The 19499-nt window shown below is 68.4% G+C and carries 14 protein-coding genes; all 14 read right to left on the bottom strand.

The genetic code is table 11. The annotated features are described in order from the left end of the window. Positions 1–73: 73 nt before the first annotated feature. The gene (locus tag D7V80_RS07845; RefSeq protein ID WP_120587555.1) at positions 74–2344 is read right to left on the bottom strand and encodes a serine/threonine-protein kinase; all 2271 of its coding nucleotides are present in this window, start codon (positions 2342–2344) and stop codon (positions 74–76) included. Between the two features lie 95 nt (positions 2345–2439). After that, the gene (locus tag D7V80_RS07840; protein ID WP_199738427.1) at positions 2440–3228 is read right to left on the bottom strand and encodes a DNA polymerase beta superfamily protein; all 789 of its coding nucleotides are present in this window, start codon (positions 3226–3228) and stop codon (positions 2440–2442) included. Further along, on the bottom strand, positions 3225–4514 hold the full coding sequence (locus D7V80_RS07835) for a DNA polymerase beta superfamily protein (protein WP_120587554.1): 1290 nt from the start codon (positions 4512–4514) through the stop codon (positions 3225–3227). The genes D7V80_RS07840 and D7V80_RS07835 overlap by 4 nt, the downstream gene beginning before the upstream one ends. Positions 4515–4592: 78 nt before the next feature. Beyond that, a complete protein-coding gene (locus D7V80_RS07830) occupies positions 4593–5606 on the bottom strand; it encodes a carbohydrate kinase (RefSeq protein WP_120587553.1) in 1014 nt (337 codons plus the stop codon). Between the two features lie 32 nt (positions 5607–5638). Next, the gene (recO, locus tag D7V80_RS07825; protein WP_120587552.1) at positions 5639–6373 is read right to left on the bottom strand and encodes a DNA repair protein RecO; all 735 of its coding nucleotides are present in this window, start codon (positions 6371–6373) and stop codon (positions 5639–5641) included. Between the two features lie 9 nt (positions 6374–6382). Further along, positions 6383–6769 carry a RodZ family helix-turn-helix domain-containing protein gene (locus D7V80_RS07820; protein ID WP_014397759.1) on the bottom strand — a complete coding sequence of 129 codons (387 nt, stop codon included), beginning with the start codon at positions 6767–6769 and terminating at the stop codon, positions 6383–6385. A 21-nt stretch (positions 6770–6790) separates the two neighbouring features. Next, positions 6791–7549, bottom strand: coding sequence for a social motility TPR repeat lipoprotein Tgl (gene tgl, locus D7V80_RS07815; RefSeq protein WP_120587551.1), 759 nt, complete (start codon positions 7547–7549; stop codon positions 6791–6793). 23 nt (positions 7550–7572) lie between these two features. Then, entirely contained in the window at positions 7573–8037 is a 465-nt protein-coding gene (locus D7V80_RS07810; protein WP_014397761.1) for a hypothetical protein, read from the bottom strand. A gap of 23 nt (positions 8038–8060) precedes the next feature. Next, on the bottom strand, positions 8061–8744 hold the full coding sequence (locus D7V80_RS07805) for a hypothetical protein (RefSeq protein ID WP_120587550.1): 684 nt from the start codon (positions 8742–8744) through the stop codon (positions 8061–8063). Positions 8745–8905: 161 nt separating this feature from the next. After that, complete coding sequence (locus D7V80_RS07800) at positions 8906–9667, bottom strand: lytic transglycosylase domain-containing protein (RefSeq protein ID WP_120587549.1); 762 nt, start codon at positions 9665–9667, stop codon at positions 8906–8908. Further along, positions 9664–10014 carry a phasin family protein gene (locus D7V80_RS07795; protein WP_120587548.1) on the bottom strand — a complete coding sequence of 117 codons (351 nt, stop codon included), beginning with the start codon at positions 10012–10014 and terminating at the stop codon, positions 9664–9666. Before D7V80_RS07795 ends, D7V80_RS07800 begins: the two co-directional genes overlap by 4 nt. A gap of 104 nt (positions 10015–10118) precedes the next feature. Continuing rightward, positions 10119–10580 (bottom strand): hypothetical protein, encoded by a 462-nt coding sequence (locus D7V80_RS07790; RefSeq protein ID WP_120587547.1) that lies wholly within the window; start codon positions 10578–10580, stop codon positions 10119–10121. A 176-nt stretch (positions 10581–10756) separates the two neighbouring features. After that, positions 10757–14968, bottom strand: coding sequence for a DNA-directed RNA polymerase subunit beta' (gene rpoC, locus D7V80_RS07785; RefSeq protein ID WP_014397766.1), 4212 nt, complete (start codon positions 14966–14968; stop codon positions 10757–10759). A gap of 132 nt (positions 14969–15100) precedes the next feature. Then, the gene (gene rpoB / locus D7V80_RS07780) at positions 15101–19327 is read right to left on the bottom strand and encodes a DNA-directed RNA polymerase subunit beta (RefSeq protein ID WP_120587546.1); all 4227 of its coding nucleotides are present in this window, start codon (positions 19325–19327) and stop codon (positions 15101–15103) included. Positions 19328–19499: the final 172 nt, after the last annotated feature.

Raw genomic sequence — 19499 nt, 5'->3', positions numbered from 1 at the left:
CGCAGTGCGTCGAAGGCGAAGGCGGAACGCGGCGGACCCTAGTGAGGGGGTCCAGGAGCGTCAAGGACGGCGGTCAGTTCGAGTAGGCCGGGAGGTCGGCCAGTCGAATCTGCAGCTTCGTCACTTCGCCGGGACGGATGGGAGCGGACAACAGCTTGCTCGTACCGCCGGGGTCCTGCGGGTCCACCACGCGCAAACGGTACGTCCCAATGGGCAGGGGGAACTTGATCAACGGGGACGTGCCCAGCTGCGTGGCGCCGTCGAACACGGCCGCGTTCTTCGGCACGGTGTAGAGCGTGAGCCAACCCAGGCCCGCCTTCGCCGCGCCCTTCGAGGTGGTCGTGTCGAGCACCTCCGGGTTCTCCACCTGCGTGACGGTGGTGACGGGCTCCGGGGGCAGCTCCAAGGGCTCGGGCTTCGCGGGGCGTGTTTCCACCTTCGCCACCGCGGGCGCGTCCGTCGTGGCGGCGGGCTTCGTCTTGCGTCCCCCCTTGCCGGCGGGGGCCTTCTTCGTGTCGGCGGGCGTCGCGTCCACCACCGGCTCGGGCGCGGGCGACGGCGCCTCCACCGGCGCCTGCTCGGGCTCGGGGGTCGTCTTCTGGACGAAGCCCGGCGGAGGACCGGAGGGCTTCGGCGGCCACTGTCCGTTCGCGGCGGGGTCCACGGGCGGAGCCGGATCCAGCTCCGCCTTCACCCACTGCTTCGCGGAGTCGAACGCCGGCATGAACACGCGGCGCACGGGTTCGAGCGTCGCCATGTAGGCCACGCCGCCCAGGATGAGGAGCAGGAACAACCGCATGCCCCAGCCGGAGCGCTCGCGAGCGGGCGGCGCCACGGGGGGCGCTTCAACGGACTCCGCTTCCTCCACCTGGCGTGAGGGCCGCGTCGCGCCGCGCACCGGACGGGTCTTGAAACGCTGGGTCTGGAGCTCGCTGGGCGGATCCATCAGCCCATCCGACCCGGCCGCGTCGCGGGCCTCGGTGGGCTCGGGCCGCGCGCTGGGACGGCCCCGCGAGGGCCGCACGGCGTCAGCGGGAGGACGGATGACCCGGGGAACGGGTGTCCCGTCAGAACCCGAGGGCCGCTGCGCTCGCGGCGTCACGGAGGGCGTGTTGAGGCGAGAGGCGCGGGCCTCCACGGCTTCATTGGCGGGACGCGGAGTCGCGCGGGGCGCGGGCGCCGTGGACTCGGCCGCGGCGCGACGGACGGGGGTGGGCTTGAAGGACGCCGCGACGTCCGCGGGCGGGGCCGCCGCGTGCGGCGACTTCACCTGCGCGGTGGCCGCGGAGGCGGCCTGATCACCGCCCTCCTCCACCTGGAGCGCGCCGGCGGCCTCGCTGACGCGGGCGTCCTCGGCGCGGCTGGCCAGCTCCAGGAGCGTGCGCGTCTTCTGGCGCTTCTCCTCGAAGAGCTCGCCCATGACGGCGGTCATCTGATCTTCATCGAACAGCTCGGAGCCCAGCGTGGCCTCGATGGCGCGCGCCATCTCCCGGCAGGTGCCGAAGCGCTGGGTGGTATCGCGCGACAGCGCCTTGAGCACCACGGCTTCCAGCGCCTCCGGCACGGCCGCGTTGAGCGAGCGCGGCGCGGGGATGTCCCCGTCCACGATCTGCATCATCACGGCGGCTTCGCCGGGGGCGTTGAACAGGCGCTGTCCGGCCAGCAGCTCGTGGAGCATCACGCCCGTGGAGAACTGGTCGCTGCGGCCATCCAGGTCCTTGTTGCGCACCTGCTCCGGGGACATGTACCCGCTGGTCCCCTTCACGGTGCCCACCTGCGTGCGGCCCAGCTTGCCGCGCGCCTTGGCGATGCCGAAGTCGATCACCTTCACGACGCCGTCGTAGGTGATCATCACGTTCTTCGGGGACACGTCGCGGTGCACCACCGCCACGGGGCGGCCCGACGGATCCATGAAGTGGTGGGCGTAGTGCAGGCCCAGGCACGTGTCGCGAATCACACGCGCGCTGAAGCCCAGCGGCAGCGCGTACTTGCGCCGCTCCGCCATCTTCACCACCTGCTCCAGGTTCTGGCCGGGCAGGAACTCCATGGCGAGGTACAGCTCGCCGTCCTCCTCCCCCAGGTCGAACACCTGCCCGATGTTCGCGTGCGAGAAGGCCGCGGTGATGCGCGCCTCGTCGAGGAACATCTTGACGAACTGGTCGTCCTTCTTGATGTCGGGGAGGATCTGCTTCACCGCAACGAACTTGCGGAAGCCACCGGGGCCGGAGGTGTACGCGAGGAACAGCTCCGCCATCCCGCCCATCGAGAGGCGGGTGAGGATCTCGTACTTTCCAATTCGCCGCCCCCGGTCGGGATCGTCTCCGGCGACTCCCTGCGTGCTCATGGCGGGGGCGGATGTTACCCGTCGAACGCTCCCAGGTCGATGACCGTCTTTCCAGACGGCCCCCACCCCGGCTTTTTGAGCCCGGACAAAGCGGATTAGGCGCCGAACCGCCGTCGCCGCACGTCGAGCATCCAGCCCTCGAGCGCGGCCACGGCCGGCGGTTGTGGCTCCAGAGGCAACACGGAGGCCGCGTCCGCCGCGTCGAGCACCGCGAAGGCTCGCGTCACCTCCCGCCGCCACTGCTCGCTGAGTTCCTCGGTCAGCTCGATGCGCTCACCGCTCCGCTTGCGCTCCACCAGCGCATGGGCTTCGCCAAAGCCATACGGCTCCAGCAGGACGGTGACGTCCGTCTCCACCTCGCCCGTGCGCAGCGCATGCGTCCCGGTGAGCGTGGTGCGCAGCACGTACAGCAACTTCTTCACGGAGCGGAATCCGCTCTTCTCCCACTCGCGCAACTGCCCCTGCGCGAAGCCGCGGTAGTGCCGGTGGATGCGCCGCGACAGCACGGCCCGCACCCGCGGCCGCAGCGCCTCCAGCTCCGGCAGGGCCCGCACGGTGATGGCCCCCAGCACCCGCTCGATGTAGTTGCCGTTGCCCTGGAGGATGCCCAGCAGCACGGGCTGCAGCTCGTTGGACGAGTAGTCCACCTCCACGCCCTCCAGCACCTCCAACCGTTCCGCCGGCACGTGCCGGGGCTGGAGGCCGAGGAGCGCGGCGGTGGGCGCGATGTGGATGGCCTTGAGGTCCAGGTCGCTGTCATGCGACGGGAAACCGTACGCATGCGCGCCGGACAGCGAGATGACCAGGTGCTCGCGCTGGAGGGACTCCGCGTCCAGCACGCGGTCCGCCATGCGCTCCTGATGCTCCGTCACCCTGCCCTTCATTCCGTCCCTCCTTCCAGCGCCGGGGCCTCCGGCGCGTCACGGCCCAGCGGTCCGGGCGTCTTCAAGACCCAGCGCCGCGCCACCTCGTTCCCCACGCGCCGCAGCAGCCGGTCCGCGCGGGCGTAGTCCGGATGCTCCGGCAGCCGGCTCTCGCGGTGCGCGGCCTCCAACGCCGGAGCCATCGCCTCGGCGTCGCGCAGCACGTCCTCCAGTGGCACCTGTCCACCCTTGATGTCGAGCAGCCGCGCCTTCAACGCCCCCGTCGCCTCGAAGCCAGGCACGCCGTCGCGCAGCCAGCCCGTCGCCAGCGCCACCAGCCGCAGCAGGTTGTACGCGTTCTTCGGCCGCAGCTCCCGAGCGGACGGAGGACGCTGACCGCCGCCGCGCGCATACGCCGTGAGCGCCGCGAAGTCGTTTGACGCGAGCAGCCCCTGGTCCCAGAGCGAGCGGTAGAGCTGCTTGACGTACGTCTTCGCCGCGAGCACCGCGTCCTCGGCCGTGGGCGCGGCGCGAGGCGACACGGCGGCCAGGCGGCGGGCGACCTCGTCCAGGTCCGGCGTGGGCTCCTCGCACAACCACGCGAGGAGCAGGTCGCGGTGCTCGGCCAGCCGCTGGCTGCGGGTGAGCTTGTCGAGCTGGCTCATGGCGTAGCGCCCGAAGCTGCCGAAGATGGCCTTGGAGACGAACGCCTCGCGCGCCTCCAGCACCCACGTGCCCAGCTCGTCCACCGCCGTCGCGCCGGGGACGAAGAGCGTCTCCAGGGTGTTCGGATCCGCGCGCAGCGCCTGCTCCACGGTCTTGCGGACCTCCCAGTACGTGGTGCTGCCATCCGCGCTCACCAGGTCCTGCGGCGGCTGCCCCAGGCCCAGCGTCCACGGAAGCGGCAGCGCGAACACACCGCGCACGTCCACGTCGGAGCGCTCATCCGCGAGCCCCCACGCATGACTGCCCACGCGCGTCTCCAGCACCACGCACGGCCGCAGCGCGCCCCAGGCCGCCTCGCGCCGCTGGGCGAACTGCACCTGTCCCGCGCGCCGGGGCACCAGCTCGTCGCGCGCGAACCACACCTCGCCCACGCCGACGATCTGCACGTCGAAGCCGCCGTCATGCGCGCGCACCACGCGGCCCACCACGCCCTGGGGGATGCGGCGTCCCCCGGACGCCACGCGCTCCACGCGGGTGGTGACTTCGGTGCCATGCGGCAGGGGCACCGACAGCCGGTCGATCTGCTCCAGCCCCCGGACGCGCGCCGGAGCGGAGGAAGAAGTCTCGCGGGTGTCACTCATCGGTCCCTCCTGGATGGAATGGTGGGCCACGCAGGACGCAGCGAAACACACGAGCCTGACCCGGCACGGTGCTTCCCGTCAGCGCGCGATGCGTCGCATGGTGGGACGTGCCGGCAGCAGCCCCTCCACTTCGGATGCCAGGGGGAGCGCCGCCACCGCGCCCAGCTTCGTCACCACCCGGGCCCCCACGCCCGCAGCGAAGGTCATCAGCGCGACCAGCTCCTCGCGGGTCGCCTCCTCCAGCGAGCGCGCGTCGCCGTACCAGCGCACCAGGCCGCTCAACATGGCGGACACGAAGCCGTCACCGGCCCCCGTCGTGTCCACCACCGCCACCTGGGGCGCGGGAACGGAGAGGATTTCGCCCCGCCAGAGGAACACCGCACCGCGAGGACCCAGCGTCACCACCGGCAGCCGCACGCCCTGCGCGGCCAGCACGTGCAGCGCGGCCTCGGGCGAGTGCTCCCCAGTCGCGAAGTGGATCTCCTCCTCGGACAGCTTCACCACCGTGCACAGCGGGAGCATGCGCCCCAGGAGGGCTCGCAGCTCCTCGGGCTGCGTCCACATGTGCAGCCGCAGGTTCGGATCACAGCTCACCAGCATCCCGGCCTCACGCGCCAGGGTGAGCATGCGCACCATGGCCTCGCGCGCTTCCGGCAGGAGCAGGGAGTTGGAGCCGCAGTGCAACGCCTTCGCGCGCCGCACGAAGCCACCATCCACGTCGGAGTCGTCCAGCAGGAACTCCGCTGACCGCGTCCGGAAGTACGTGAAGCTGCGCTCGCCATGCGCGTCCAGCGAGACGAACAACAGGCCCGTGCGCGCGTGGTCCACCTGGCGCAGGCGGCTTACGTCCACGCCGTCCGCCGCCAGCCGGTCGCGCAGGAAGTGGCCGAACTCGTCCGAGCCCACCACGCCCACCATCGCCGAGCGCAGGCCCAACCGCGCGAGCCCCACGGAGACATTGGCCGGTGAGCCCCCTGGCGATGGCTTCCAGGCCTCCACGTCCCGCACGCGAGTGGCGCCGCCGGCCACGGGAAGGAAGTCCACCAGCGTTTCGCCGACACACACCACGTCCAGCGGCCCGGCTTCGTGCATGACAGCTCCCCCTGGGGACCGCGTGCTGCCCGTCAGTCCAGGCCCACCTGCGCCATGAAGTCCACGCTCTTGAGCTTGCGGCCCACGTGGTGCGCGATGAAGACGTTGAGCAGGCCCCGAGCCCGCGCGCGGAGATCCGCGGGCAGCGGCGTGCGCTGACCTTCCTGAAGCGAGCGCAGCCCGGCCAGCAACGCCACCGGCACCGGCACCGAGTCACGCGCGCGTCCGCCACACGGCTCGCACACCGCGCCACCGTGGCCCTGGTCGAACCGGGGCCGCTCGCCGGGCAGGCCGCCACACAGCGAGCAGGAGTCGAACCTGGGCATCAACCCCGCCTGCGCCAGCGCCGCCAACTCGAACGCGAGCAGCGACGTGGGCCCGGCCTCCTTCGCGTCCAGCCGGTGCAGGTAGCCCTCCACCAGCTCGAACAGCTCCGGGTGCGGTTCGTGTTCGCGCGTGAGCTCGCGGCACAGCTCCACCGCGTACAGCGCCCGGGCGATGAGCGACAGGTCCTCGCGCGCGGCGTAGAAGCCCGCGACGATGTCCGCCGAATCGATCCGGACCGTGCTGCCGCGCGTCTCCACGAGCTGCACGCGCAGCCGCATGAACGGCTCCAGCGCCCCCGCGAACCGGCGCTTGCTCTTGCGCGCGCCCGCGGCGAACGCGGTCAGCTTGCCGTGCTCACGCGTGAGCAGCGTCACCAGCCGGTCGGACTCACCATAGTCGACCGTGGACAGCACGAACGCGTCGTCGGCGTACCGCTCCATGATCCCTCTTCAACGCGCCGTGGGGGGCGGAAGCTTCCCGGACAGCACCAGGAACAGACCCGCGCCCAGGAGCAGGACCGCCAGCAGCACGGCCAGGATGACGTACGCCCGCTTGCGCCGCGCCTTCTCGAGCTGCGCCGGCGAAGGCGCGGGCACCGCCCGGTCCACCTCCTCGTAGCGCAGCGCCGCTTCCTCCGGCGACAGGCCGATGACCTGCGCGTACGCGCGGATGTAGTTCAGCACGAACACGCGCTCGGGCAGCCGCTCCACCTGCCCCGCCTCCAGCGCCGCGACGAGGCTGGGGGGAATCTTCGTCTCCCGGGAGACGTCCTCGCGCGACAGGCCGCGAAGCTCGCGCTGCTGGCTGAGGTATTTGCCGAAGTCGACGTGGTCCACGGTCTTTCGGGGTCCCCGCGGCTAGAGGTGGTCCAGCAGTGAGCGGCAGTCGTCCTTGAGCACCTGCTCGTTGGGCTGGGCCTTGGCCTCGCAGCCCGCGAACGCCTTCTTCGCCTCTTCCACCCGCCCGAGCTTCGCCTGGCACACGCCTTCGCGGCGATACGCATCCGCCACGTCCGGGCACTTCTCACGGTAGTTCCCGAACTGCCGGCACGCCTCCTCCGTCTTGCCCGTCTCGTCGTAGATGATGCCCAGGTTCTTGTAGCCCAGGCAGAAGTCCGGGTTGGTGGTGACGGCGGACTTGATGTTCTGCAGCGCGTTCGCCGTGTCGCCCTTCTTGTAGAGCGCCCAGCCCAGGTTCCCCTGCGCGGAGTAGCCGTTGCGGTACTGCATGTCGTTGAGCGACTCTTCGTACAGCTTGATGGCCTCGTCGTAGCGGCCCTGATCCAGGCGCAGGTTGCCCAGGTTGGTGCGCGCGTCGGAGAAGGACGGCCGCAGCGTCAGCGCCTTCTCGTAGTGGGCCGACGCCTCGTCGAGCCGACGGAAGGACAGGTGCAGCAGCACGCCCACCGCGTTGTGGGCCTCCGGGTTGCCCGGGTTCTGCTCCAGCGCCTTCTGGTACTCCTGGAGCGCGTCCTGCACGTGGCCGTGCTGCTGCGCCTGGATGCCCAGGTCGTAGTGGATCTCCGAGCTCTGGCGCTCCTTCTCCGTGGGGACGTGCGCACAGCCCGCCGACGCGAGCGCGAACGCGAGGAAGCAGGAGGAATTGATGCGGGACATGGGTGCCAATCCAGGTTGGAGGGTCAGAACGCGGCCAGGAAGCGGCCCAGGGTGGTGGCGACGTTGCGCTTCTCTTCGGCGCGGGCCTTCACGGCGGGCACGAGCGTGGGCTCCCGGAAGAACACGGGCAGCGTCTTCAGCCACTCGTCCTGCTGCTCGGGGGCCGCGGCGCGCCAGTTCGCGTTGTCCATCATGAAGCCCAGCGACTCCACGAACGCGAGCGCGTCATCCTCGTCCTCGCGCAGCTCATCCGCGGACTGGATGCGCCGGCCGGACACGTACACCGCGCAGTCCCCCGCCTCCACGAGGTACAGGTACACGAAGACGCCCGCGCCCTGCCCGCCGCGCAGCCCCACCACGAAGGCCTGCGCCGGCCCGGCCTGCTTGCCCGGGATGGCCACGTGCGGCGTGTTGAGGGCCAGGTGCAGCGCGAGCACCTGGTCGCGGTTGGCGGGAAGGCCCCGGTAGCGCTCGTCGATGGTGAACACCGTCGTCTCCCTTCCCGCGCACCCTAACGGGTGGTGAGCGTGAACTCCTCGGTCGCGTCCTGCACGTCCGCAGCCGTCTTCTGGAAGCGGATGAGGGGCGTGTCAATCATCACGTTGCCGCCGCCCTCGTTCCCCTCGCCGATGATCACCTTGAAGACGTTCCCAGGCGACGTGCTGCGGCGGCTGCCCGTGTTCTGCTTGCGGGCAATCAGCGTCACCGCGTTCGCGCCAGGACGCAACTGGCTGGTGATGTCCACCACCACCTGGTCCTCGTTGTTGCGCAAACGGCGCAGCCAGCGCGAGTTCACGTACACGTCGATGTCGAAGTCCGTCATGCCCGGCGTCGTCTGCTCCGTCACCAGCCAGTAGCGCTGGGTGATGCGTCCCGGCACGGTCGGGGAAGCCGCGGGAGCGGCCGGCGCGGGCGCCTGCGCGACGACACCCGCGTCCACCGGCGCGGCGGCCGGAGGCGTGGCGGTGGGAGGCGTCGCGGGCGTGGGCGTCACGTTCGTCACGCGGGCGGCGTACCCCGGCGCGTCGATGTGGACGTTCCCTTCCGCATCAATGCGGACGGTGGCCTTCTCGAAGCGCGTGTTCGTCACTCCGTCGATCTTCACGCCGTTCAGGAAGACCGAGCCGGCCAGGGCCAGCATGGGGACGAGCGAGGCCGCGACGGTGATGGCAATGCGGGCGGACGGACGGGGCATGGGGGCATTCCTCCTCAGGAATCCTCAACAGTCCCGGGAGCTTGCGAACGACTTAGCGCACCCGGGGGAGCGGGACAAGGCGGGGACGGCCCTCCTTGGAGCGCTCCGCCGCCCCGAACATTCACCCGGGGGCCCGTCTTCCAGTCCGGCCGCGAAGCCCCTCAGGGCGTCGCGGTCGGCGTCTCGTTGGGCGCCGGTGGCGGCAGCTCGCGCTGCGCGAGCGCCCAGTCCCCGCCCAGGCCATGGCCCTCGCGGAAGCGGCGGAAGTCGCGCCGCACGGCCCGGGGGTAGCGGCGGAACTTCTCCAGCTCCCCGGCCTTCATGGCGTCCCGGATGCGCGTGGGGCCCGCGTTGTAGGCCATCAGCGCCAGGTCCAGGTCGCCGCCGAAGCGGCCCTGCAGGTTGCGCAGGTAGCGAATGCCCAGGCGCACGCAGACGGCGGGATCCGCCACCACCTCCTCGCGCGACAGCTTCAGGCCTTCCTTCTCCGCCAGGAAATGCAGCGTGCTGGGCTTGATCTGCATCAGGCCCCGGGCGCCCTTCTCGGAGACGGACTCCTCCTCGAAGTCGGACTCCACGTCGATGAGGGCCAGCACCAGCAGCGGGTCATACCCCGTGCGGCGCGACTCCTCGTCGATGGCCTGCCCCAGCCGCCGGCGCAGCGTGAGCCCCAGGTCCGGGGCGCGCTTGGCCAGCACGGCGTCGATGAGGGCCGCCTCCTCGGAGACGACCTCCTGCGCCACCATCTCGGGGACCACGGACTGGGGGGCGGACTCCTCCAGGAGGGGCACCACCCGAGCGGACACCACGAGCGCCACGCCCGCGAGCAGCGGGAGCCGGGAGCACCCACTGCTCAGGGCATGAAGCCCCGCGAAGAACCGCGTTCCCAACGACCTGCCGCCCGAGGCGGCGGGTCCACTCACTTCCGGTGCTCCAGGGCCTGGATGCGTTCGCTCAGACGCTCCAGGCGGGCACCGAATGCCTGCAGCTCCTCGCGGCGCGGCAGCTTCAGGAGGGACAGGGCCGTGCGGACCCGCTCCTCCACGTTGTGCTCCAGGTCCTTGCGGTGCCCCGTCAGCCGCTCCGCGAACTCACGGGCCTGGCGCTTCACCTCGTCCTGGCTCCAGCCCGCGACGGACGCCACGCGCTGCACGGCGCGGGAAGCCTCCTCCTCCGCCGTGTTCACCGCCAGGAGCGCCTGGCTCCAGATCCGCTCGAATGCCTCCGCCACGGAGGTCTTCTCTCGGGGGGCCTCGGTGTTGTTGTCCATGAAGTCGCTCCGGGAGTTACCCCGGGCCCTTCCCGTGGAAGGAACCCTGGGCATTCAAAGGGGTTTGCGACCTAAGCACACCCCATGGGTGATGAAAACGCTGCTCAGGCCCGCGGAGAAGACGCCGCGCCGCCTGAATTCTTGGTCGAAGCGTGGGCGCGCCGGGTGGGCTTCAGGAGCACATCCAGCTTCTTCGACAGGCGGCCCAGCTCCTGGGTGATCTGCTGCACCTGGGACTGGCTGGCAACTCCCACCGCCTCCACGACCTTCGTCTGGAGCCCATCCAGCCGCTTGCGAAGCTCCACGCCCGCCTCGTCCACCTTCTTGGTCAGCTCCTGGACGCGGGGGTCGGCGCGCAGCTCACCGGCCTGCACCTTCGTCCACAGGGCCTGGACCTCCTTCGCCGCCACCTGGCTTCGCGTCTCCAGTGCACGGAAGGCCTTGTTCGCCTCCCCTTCCAGGCCCTGGAACCGCTTCTGCGCCTCGGAGAACCGCCCCTTCAGGTAGGCCTCCACGTTCTGCGTCATGCCCGTCTTCGCGTCAGCCTTCTCAGTCGTCGTCGCCATGTCGCGCTCCCCCCCGGGTGTTCCGGGTCTCACAACGTGATGCGTCAAAATAACGCACCGCGACATACTGTCAAGCGAACAGGTAGCGGAGTGTGCAAAACGAGAAAGCCGCCGCCCCGGTATGACACCAGGACGGCGGCTGACTCACGGAGCGTCAGGGACGCTCCGGGGAAGCACTAGGCGACGTCGGTGGACCGGGTGTCCGGCCGCGACGGCGGAGGGGCCAGCGGGCCGGTGTCGCCGTGGGTGGCGGCCAGGGCGGCCTCCATCTCGTTGACCTCGTCCGTGGGGCTCTCCACCTCGATGTCGAGGTGCTTGTAGTTCGGCAGGCCCGTGCCGGCGGGGATGAGCCGGCCCATGATGACGTTCTCCTTGAGGCCGCGCAGGTAGTCCACCTTGCCGTTGATGGCGGCCTCGGTGAGCACCTTCGTGGTCTCCTGGAACGACGCCGAGGAGATGAACGACTCGGTGGAGAGCGACGCCTTGGTGATGCCGAGCAGCAGGGGCTCGCCCACGGCCGGGCGCTTCCCTTCGGACATGACCTTCTCGTTCTCCTCCTCGAACACCCACTTCTCGACCTGCTCGTCGACCAGGAAGTTGGTGTCGCCCACGTCGGTGACGCGCACCCGGCGCAGCATCTGCCGGACGATCGTCTCGATGTGCTTGTCGTTGATCTTCACGCCCTGCAGTCGGTAGACCTCCTGCACTTCGTCCACCAGGTAGCGCGCGAGTTCCTTCTCGCCCAGCACCTTGAGGATGTCGTGCGGGTTGGCCGCGCCGTCCATCATCGCCTCGCCGGCCTTCACGCGGTCGCCGGAGTGGACGTTGATGCTCTTGCCCTTGGAGATCAGGTACTCCTTGGCCAGGTCCGCGCGCTGCTCGCCGCTCACCTCGGGGGTGATGATGAGCTTGCGCTTGCCCTTGGTGTCCTTGCCGAAGGACACCACGCCGTCGATCTCCGCGATCGCCGCCGCGTCCTTGGGCTTGCGCGCCTCGAAGAGCTCGGCCACGCGGGGCAGACCGCCCGTGATGTCCTTGGTCTTCGTCGTCTCGCGCGGCACCTTGGCGATGACCTCACCCGCGGAGATCTCATCCTGGTCGTTGACCGTGATGATCGCGCCCTGGGGCAGGAAGTAGCTCGCCTGGTTCTTGGAGGACGGCAGATCCTTCACGTTGCCGGCCGCGTCGCGGATGGTGACGCGCGGACGCGCCTCCGGGTCCTTGGACTCGATGACCGTCTTGCGCGACAGGCCCGTGACCTCGTCGAGCGTCTCGGACATCGTCACGCCTTCGATGATGTCCTCGTAGCGCACGACACCGCCCACTTCCGTGAGCAGCGGGATGGCGAACGGGTCCCACTCGGCCACCAGCACGCCTGGCTCCAGCTTCTGGCCTTCCTTCACCAGGATGCGGGCGCCGTAGATGATCTGGTAGCGCTCACGCTCGCGGCCGGACTCGTCGACGATGACGATCTCGCCGTTGCGGTTCATGGCCACCAGCGTGCCGTCCGCCTTCTGCACCGTGTTCAGGCCCGCGAACTTCACGGAACCCGCGTAGCGGTTCTCCAGGCTGGACTGCTCCGCGCGACGGGTCGCCGCGCCACCGATGTGGAAGGTGCGCATGGTCAGCTGCGTACCCGGCTCACCGATGGACTGCGCCGCGATGACGCCCACGGCCTCGCCCACGGACACCTTGCGGCCACGCGCCAGGTCACGGCCGTAGCACTCCACGCAGATGCCGCGCTTGGCCTGGCAGGTGAGCACCGAGCGGATCTTCACCTTGTCCAGACCGCTGTTCTCGATGCGGCGGACGCGCTCCTCGTCGATCTCCTCGTTGGCGCGCACCAGCACCTCGCCCGTCACCGGGTCGAGGATGTCGTCCAGGGCCACGCGGCCCAGGATGCGCTCACCCAGCGGCTCGATGATCTCGCCGCCCTCGACCAGGGCGCCGATGAACAGACCGTCCATGGTGCCGCAGTCGTACTCGTTGATGATGGCGTCCTGCGCCACGTCCACGAGACGGCGGGTGAGGTAACCGGAGTTGGCCGTCTTGAGCGCCGTGTCCGCCAGGCCCTTGCGGGCGCCGTGCGTGGAGATGAAGTACTGGAGCACGGAGAGGCCTTCACGGAAGTTGGCCGTGATGGGCGTCTCGATGATTTCGCCGGAGGGCTTCGCCATCAGGCCGCGCATACCCGCCAGCTGGCGGATCTGCTGGGCGCTGCCGCGGGCGCCGGAGTCGGCCATGATGTAGATGGGGTTGAACGACGGCTGCTTGCGCGTCACGCGCTTGCCGTCCACGTCCCCGGAAGCCTCGTCCTGGGAGATCTGCTGCATCATCTCCTGGGCGACCTTCTCGGTGATCTCCGCCCAGATATCGATGACCTTGTTGTAGCGCTCACCGTCGGTGATGAGGCCTTCCAGGTACTGGTTCTCGATCTCCGCCACTTCCTTGCGCGCGTAGTCCAGGAACTCCTGCTTCTTCGCAGGGATGATCATGTCCTTGAGCGCGATGGAGATACCGGCGCGGGTCGCGTGGAAGTAGCCCGCGCTGCGGACGCGGTCCGCCAGCAGCACCGTCTCCTTCTCGCCCGTGAGGCGGTAGCAGAGGTCGATGAGGTTACCGAGCGACTTCTTGTCGAGCACCTTGTTGATGGCGTCGAAGCCCACGCGGCGCGGAACGACTTCCCACAGCAGCACGCGGCCGACCGTGGTCTCCTTGCGCTTGCCGTCGATGCGGCACACCACCTTGGCCTGCAGGTGGACCTCACCGTGGTCGTACGCGGCGCGCACCTCGTCCGGCGACGCGAACACGCGGCCTTCGCCGTTGGCGAACTCGCGGGCGCGCGTCATGTAGTAGATGCCGAGCACCATGTCCTGCGTCGGGACGATGATGGGCTTGCCGTTCGCGGGGCTGAGGATGTTGTTCGTCGACATCATCAGCACGCGCGCTTCCATCTGGGCCTCGATGGACAGCGGCACGTGCACGGCCATCTGGTCGCCGTCGAAGTCCGCGTTGAACGCGGCGCAGACCAGCGGGTGCAGCTGGATGGCCTTGCCTTCGATGAGCACGGGCTCGAAGGCCTGCATGCCCAGGCGGTGCAGCGTGGGGGCGCGGTTGAGGAGCACCGGGTGCTCGCGGATCACGTCCTCGAGGATGTCCCAGACCTCCGGACGCTCCTTCTCCACCATCTTCTTCGCGGACTTGATGGTGGTGACGTAGCCCTTCTCTTCAAGCTTGTTGTAGATGAACGGCTTGAAGAGCTCGAGCGCCATGATCTTCGGCAGGCCGCACTGGTGCAGGCGCAGCTCGGGACCAACGACGATGACGGAGCGGCCCGAGTAGTCCACGCGCTTGCCGAGCAGGTTCTGGCGGAACCGGCCCTGCTTGCCCTTGAGCATGTCGGACAGCGACTTCAGCGGCCGCTTGTTCGGGCCGGTGATGGTCTTTCCGCGGCGGCCGTTGTCGAACAGCGCGTCCACGGCCTCCTGGAGCATCCGCTTCTCGTTGCGGATGATGATGTCCGGCGCGTTCAGCTCCTGCAGCCGCTTGAGGCGGTTGTTGCGGTTGATGACGCGGCGGTACAGGTCGTTGAGGTCGGAGGTCGCGAAGCGGCCGCCGTCCAGGGGCACCAGCGGACGCAGGTCGGGCGGGATGACCGGGATGACGTCCAGCATCATCCACTCCGGCTTGTTGCCGGACGAGCGGAACGCCTCGGCCACCTTCAGGCGCTTGGCGTACTTCTTCCGCTTCGCCTCGCTGGTGGTCTCGCGCATGTCCTTGCGCAGTTCCTCGGACAGCTTCTCCACGTCCAGGGACTTGAGCATCTCGCGGACGGCCTCGCCGCCCATGCCCGCGCTGAACGAGTCCTCACCGTGCTCCTGGAAGAGCCGGTGCATCTTCTCCTCGGAGATCAGCTCGCCCCTCTGGAGCGGCGTCGCCTTGGGGTCGATGACCATGTAGCTCTCGCAGTACAGCACCTTCTCCATCTCCTTGAGGGTGATGTCGAGCAGGTTGCCGATGCGGCTGGGCAGCGACTTGAGGAACCAGATGTGGGCCACGGGCGTGGCCAGCGTGATGTGTCCCAGGCGCTCACGGCGCACCTTGGACTGGATGACCTCCACGCCGCACTTCTCGCACACGACGCCACGGTGCTTCATGCGCTTGTACTTGCCGCAGTTGCACTCGTAGTCCTTCACCGGCCCGAAGATGCGGGCGCAGAACAGGCCGTCCCGCTCCGGCTTGAAGGTGCGGTAGTTGATCGTCTCCGGCTTCTTCACCTCGCCGTGCGACCACTGACGGATCTTGTCGGGCGACGCCAGCGCGATGCGGATGGCGTTGAACGACAGCGGGTCCTTCGGCTTCTCGAAGAAGTTGAAAATGTCCTTCACGTTGCCTCCGAAAACTTATGAGCGCTCAGGGCGCCAAACGTTTCGGGCCCCCGCCCTGCGCCCGGCCAGCCGCTCCCTCCACGAGGAAGCAGCCAGCCGGTCAGGCGGGCGCACCGGCTTCTTTGAAAAGGCCTAGGCCTCGGTCCCTGACTTCCGGTCCTCGCCGTCGCCGCCGCCCAGGAAGTCACCGCCGAAGCTGCGCTGCCGCTCCGGGGGCGCGCTCTCCAGCAGCTCCACGTCCAGGGCCAGCGACTGGAGCTCCTTGAGGAGCACGTTGAACGACTCGGGCAGGCCGGACTCCAGGACGTTGTCGCCCTTGACGATCGCCTCGTACATGCGCGTGCGGCCCACCACGTCGTCCGACTTGACCGTGAGGAACTCCTGCAGCGTGTACGCCGCGCCGTAGGCCTCCATCGCCCAGACTTCCATCTCGCCCAGACGCTGACCGCCGAACTGGGCCTTGCCGCCCAGGGGCTGCTGCGTGACGAGCGAGTAGGGCCCGATGGAACGGGCGTGGATCTTCTCGTCCACCAGGTGGTGCAGCTTGAGCATGTACATCACGCCCACGGTGACGTTCTGGTCGAACGGCTCACCCGTGCGGCCGTCGAAGAGCACCATCTGACCGGAGCGCGGCAGCCGGCCCTCGTCGAAGAGGGCGTGCAGCTCCGTCTCACGAGCGCCGTCGAACACCGGCGTCGCCACGTGGATGCCCTTCTTCAGGCGGCGGCAGAGGTCCTGGACCTCCTGGTCGGACAGGCCGTCCACGAAGTCGCCGAAGGCCTTGTCGTCGTAGACGGTCTTCAGCTGCTTCTTGAGCTGCTCGCCGCTGAAGTTCTCTTCGATGTAGCGCTGCAGCTGCTCGCCCACGCCCTTCGCGGCCCAGCCCAGGTGGACCTCGAGGATCTGCCCGATGTTCATGCGGGAAGGAACGCCGAGCGGGTTGAGGACGATGTCCACCGGACGCCCGTCCTCCAGGTACGGCATGTCCTCCTCGGGGAGGACGCGGGACACGACGCCCTTGTTGCCGTGGCGGCCGGCCATCTTGTCGCCCACCGCCAGCTTGCGCTTGATGGCGACGTACACCTTCACCATCTTGATGACGCCCGGGGGGAGCTCGTCGCCCTTCTTGATGCGGGCGATCTTCTCGCCGAAGGCCAGCTTCACGGCCTCCTTCGTCTCCTCCAGGTTGCGCAGGATGTCGCGCAGGCGCGCATCCAGCGGATCACCGACGGAGATCTCGCCCCAGTACTTGTACGGCACCGTGGCCAGCAGCTCGTCGTTGAGGATGTCCCCCTTCTTCAGGAGGATCTTCCCCTTGTCGTCCACGAGCTTGCCCTGGACCTCCTTGCCGCGGACCAGCCCGCGGAGGCGGCTGTACGCGGAGTCCTGGAGGACCTTGATCTCGTCGTTCTGGTCCTTGAGGAGCTTCGCCTCCTCCATGGACTCGATCTGCTTGGCGCGCTCGTCCTTCTCCACACCCTTGCGGCTGAACACCTTGGCGTTGATGACGGTGCCGACCACGCCCGGGGGCACGCGCAGGGAGCTGTCGCGCACGTCGCCGGCCTTCTCACCGAAGATGGCGCGCAGCAGCTTCTCTTCGGGAGAGAGCTGGGTCTCGCCCTTCGGGGTGATCTTGCCCACCAGCACGTCGCCGGGCTTCACCTCGGCGCCGATGCGGATGATGCCGCTCTCGTCCAGGTCCTTGAGGGCTTCCTCACCCACGTTCGGAATGTCGCGGGTGATCTCCTCCTTACCCAGCTTGGTGTCGCGCGCGATGCACTCGAACTCCTCGATGTGGATGGACGTGAAGACGTCCTCCTTGAGGATGCGCTCGCTGAGCAGGATGGAGTCTTCGAAGTTGTAGCCCTGCCACGGCATGAACGCGACGACCACGTTCTGCCCCAGCGCCAGCTCACCGGTCTCGGTGGCCGGACCGTCCGCGATCACGTCGCCCTTCTTCACCCGGTCACCCTTGCGGATGATGGGCTTCTGGTTGAGGCACGTGTTCTGGTTGGAGCGCTGGTACTTGAGCAGGTTGTAGATGTCGACCTCGCTCGACACGTCGCTCAGGGCCGCGTTGGAGTCCGCCTTCACCACGATGCGGCTGGCGTCCACCGACTCCACGATGCCGTCACGGCGGGCCACGCACGTCACGCCCGAGTCGCGCGCGACGATGGCCTCGATGCCCGTGCCCACGAGCGGGGCCGCGGTGCGCAGGAGCGGCACCGCCTGGCGCTGCATGTTGGAGCCCATGAGCGCGCGGTTCGCGTCGTCGTTCTCCAGGAACGGGATGAGGGAGGCGGCCACCGACACCAGCTGGTTCGGGGACACGTCCATCAGGTCCACGTCCTCGGCCTTGACCTGGACGAACTCGCCGCTGCGGCGGCTCTGCACCAGCGCGTTGACGAACTTGCCCTTCTTGTCCGTCTCCGCGTTCGCCTGGGCGATGGTGTGCTTCTCCTCCTCGAGCGCCGAGTAGAAGGCCACGTCCCCCGTCACGCTGCCCGCGTCCACCTTGCGATACGGCGTCTCCACGAAGCCGAACTCGTTGACGCGCGCGTAGGTCGACAGCGACGCGATGAGGCCGATGTTCGGGCCTTCCGGCGTCTCGATGGGGCAGATGCGGCCGTAGTGCGTCGGGTGCACGTCGCGGACTTCGAAGCCCGCGCGCTCACGCGTGAGGCCGCCAGGCCCGAGCGCGGACAGACGGCGCTTGTGCGTGACTTCCGAGAGCGGGTTCGTCTGGTCCATGAACTGCGACAGCTGGCTGGATCCGAAGAACTCCTTGATCACCGCCGTCACCGGCTTGGCGTTGATCAGGTCGTGCGGCATGAGCGTCTCGATCTCCTGGAGGCTCATGCGCTCCTTGATCGCGCGCTCCATGCGGACGAGGCCGATGCGGTACTGGTTCTCCAAGAGCTCGCCCACCGCGCGGACGCGGCGGTTGCCCAGGTGGTCGATGTCGTCGATCGTGCCCTTGCCGTTCTTCAGGTCGATCAGGTAGCGGATGACCTCCAGGATGTCGCGCTTGGTCAGGATCTGACCGTCGAGGGGCTCCTCGAGGCTGAACTTGAAGTTCAGCTTGAGGCGGCCGACCTTGGACAGGTCGTAGCGCTCCGGGTTGAAGAACAGGTTGCTGAACAGGTTCGTCGCCGTCTCCGGCGTCGGGGGATCGCCCGGGCGCAGACGCCGGTAGATCTCCATGATGGCCTGCTCGGGCGACTCGATCTTGTCCAGCATCAACGTCTCACGCAGGTACGGACCCACGTTGAGGTTGTCGATGAAGAGGACCTTGAACTCCTTGATGTCGCGCTTGAGGAGTTCGTCCACCTTCTCCTGGGACACCTCCTCGTTGCACTCGAGGATGACCTCACCGGTGTTCTCGTCCACCACGTCGTAGGCGGACACCTTGGTGAAGAGCTCGTCCGCGTCGATGGGCAGCTTGGTCATCTTCGCCGCCTCAAGCTTCTTGATGGCGGCGCGCGTGAACTTGCGGTTCTTCTTGACGATCAGCTCACCGGCCTTGGTCTTGATGTCGCGCGTGGCGCGCTGACCCGGCAGGAGCTCCAGCTCGACGGACTTCTCGAAGTCCGCGGCGCTCTGCAGGTAGATGGTCTCGGTGGCGTAGTAGTAGTTGAGGATTTCCTCGGTGGAACCCTTGAAGTCGAGCGGGTTCTTCTTCGCCGTGTCACCGACGGCGCCCAGGGCGCGGATGAGCACGGTGGCCGGCAGCTTGCGGCGCCGGTCGATGCGCACGTACAGCAGGTCCTTGTGGTCGAACTCGAAGTCGATCCACGAGCCGCGGTACGGGATGATGCGGGCGTTGTAGAGCAGCTTGCCCGACGAGTGGCTCTTGCCCTTGTCGTGGTCGAAGAACGCACCCGGGCTGCGGTGCAGCTGGCTCACCACGACGCGCTCGGTGCCGTTGATGATGAACGTGCCGTTCTGGGTCATCAGCGGGATTTCGCCGAAGTAGACCTCTTGCTCCTTCACGTCGCGGATGGACTGGGCGCCGGTCTCCTCGTCCTTGTCCCAGACGACCAGGCGCACGACGACCTTGATAGGCGCCGAGTAGGTCATTCCACGCTGGTGGCACTCATCGACGTCGTACTTCGGCTTCTCCAGGTGATAGCTGACAAACTCCAGCGAGGAGGTCTCGTTGAAGTCCCGGATCGGGAAGACGGACTTGAAGACACCCTGAAGGCCAAGGTCCTCACGCTTCTCCGGGGCGATGTCGGCCTGGAGGAACTTCTCGTAGGATTGCTTCTGGATGTTGATGAGATTGGGAATGTCGATGATCTTCGCGATTTTCGCGAAGGTCTTCCGCACGCGGAAATTGTTCTGGATCTGCGTCGGCATTCGGTCTCCGGGGACGGCTGCTCGGGCGGGGCAAACTTCAGTAACGCGCGGCGGCGCCGGGAAATTTGGCAAATGTCAAATGGGCAAAGCCGGCGCCCCAGCAAAGGGAGCGCCGGCCTGCTCATCCGATCAGGCGGCTACCCGGGATTTCCCGGAAGAACAGGGTAGCCCC

This window comes from Corallococcus sp. CA054B, from assembly GCF_003611625.1.
Taxonomy (GTDB): Bacteria; Myxococcota; Myxococcia; order Myxococcales; family Myxococcaceae; genus Corallococcus; species Corallococcus coralloides.
The sequence above is the reverse complement of the archived record's forward strand: the minus strand, read 5'-3'. Positions and strand labels throughout refer to the sequence as shown.

What these genes read in the sequence shown, in the direction of transcription:
- D7V80_RS07805 (WP_120587550.1), bottom strand. Translation starts at nt 8,744, where the DNA reads ATGCCCCGTCCGTCCGCCCGCATTGCCATCACCGTCGCGGCCTCGCTC.
- D7V80_RS07830 (WP_120587553.1), bottom strand. Translation starts at nt 5,606, where the DNA reads ATGCACGAAGCCGGGCCGCTGGACGTGGTGTGTGTCGGCGAAACGCTG.
- rpoB (WP_120587546.1), bottom strand. Translation starts at nt 19,327, where the DNA reads ATGCCGACGCAGATCCAGAACAATTTCCGCGTGCGGAAGACCTTCGCG.
- D7V80_RS07790 (WP_120587547.1), bottom strand. Translation starts at nt 10,580, where the DNA reads ATGGCGACGACGACTGAGAAGGCTGACGCGAAGACGGGCATGACGCAG.
- tgl (WP_120587551.1), bottom strand. Translation starts at nt 7,549, where the DNA reads ATGTCCCGCATCAATTCCTCCTGCTTCCTCGCGTTCGCGCTCGCGTCG.
- D7V80_RS07835 (WP_120587554.1), bottom strand. Translation starts at nt 4,514, where the DNA reads ATGAGTGACACCCGCGAGACTTCTTCCTCCGCTCCGGCGCGCGTCCGG.
- D7V80_RS07840 (WP_199738427.1), bottom strand. Translation starts at nt 3,228, where the DNA reads ATGAAGGGCAGGGTGACGGAGCATCAGGAGCGCATGGCGGACCGCGTG.
- D7V80_RS07795 (WP_120587548.1), bottom strand. Translation starts at nt 10,014, where the DNA reads ATGGACAACAACACCGAGGCCCCCCGAGAGAAGACCTCCGTGGCGGAG.
- recO (WP_120587552.1), bottom strand. Translation starts at nt 6,373, where the DNA reads ATGGAGCGGTACGCCGACGACGCGTTCGTGCTGTCCACGGTCGACTAT.
- D7V80_RS07845 (WP_120587555.1), bottom strand. Translation starts at nt 2,344, where the DNA reads ATGAGCACGCAGGGAGTCGCCGGAGACGATCCCGACCGGGGGCGGCGA.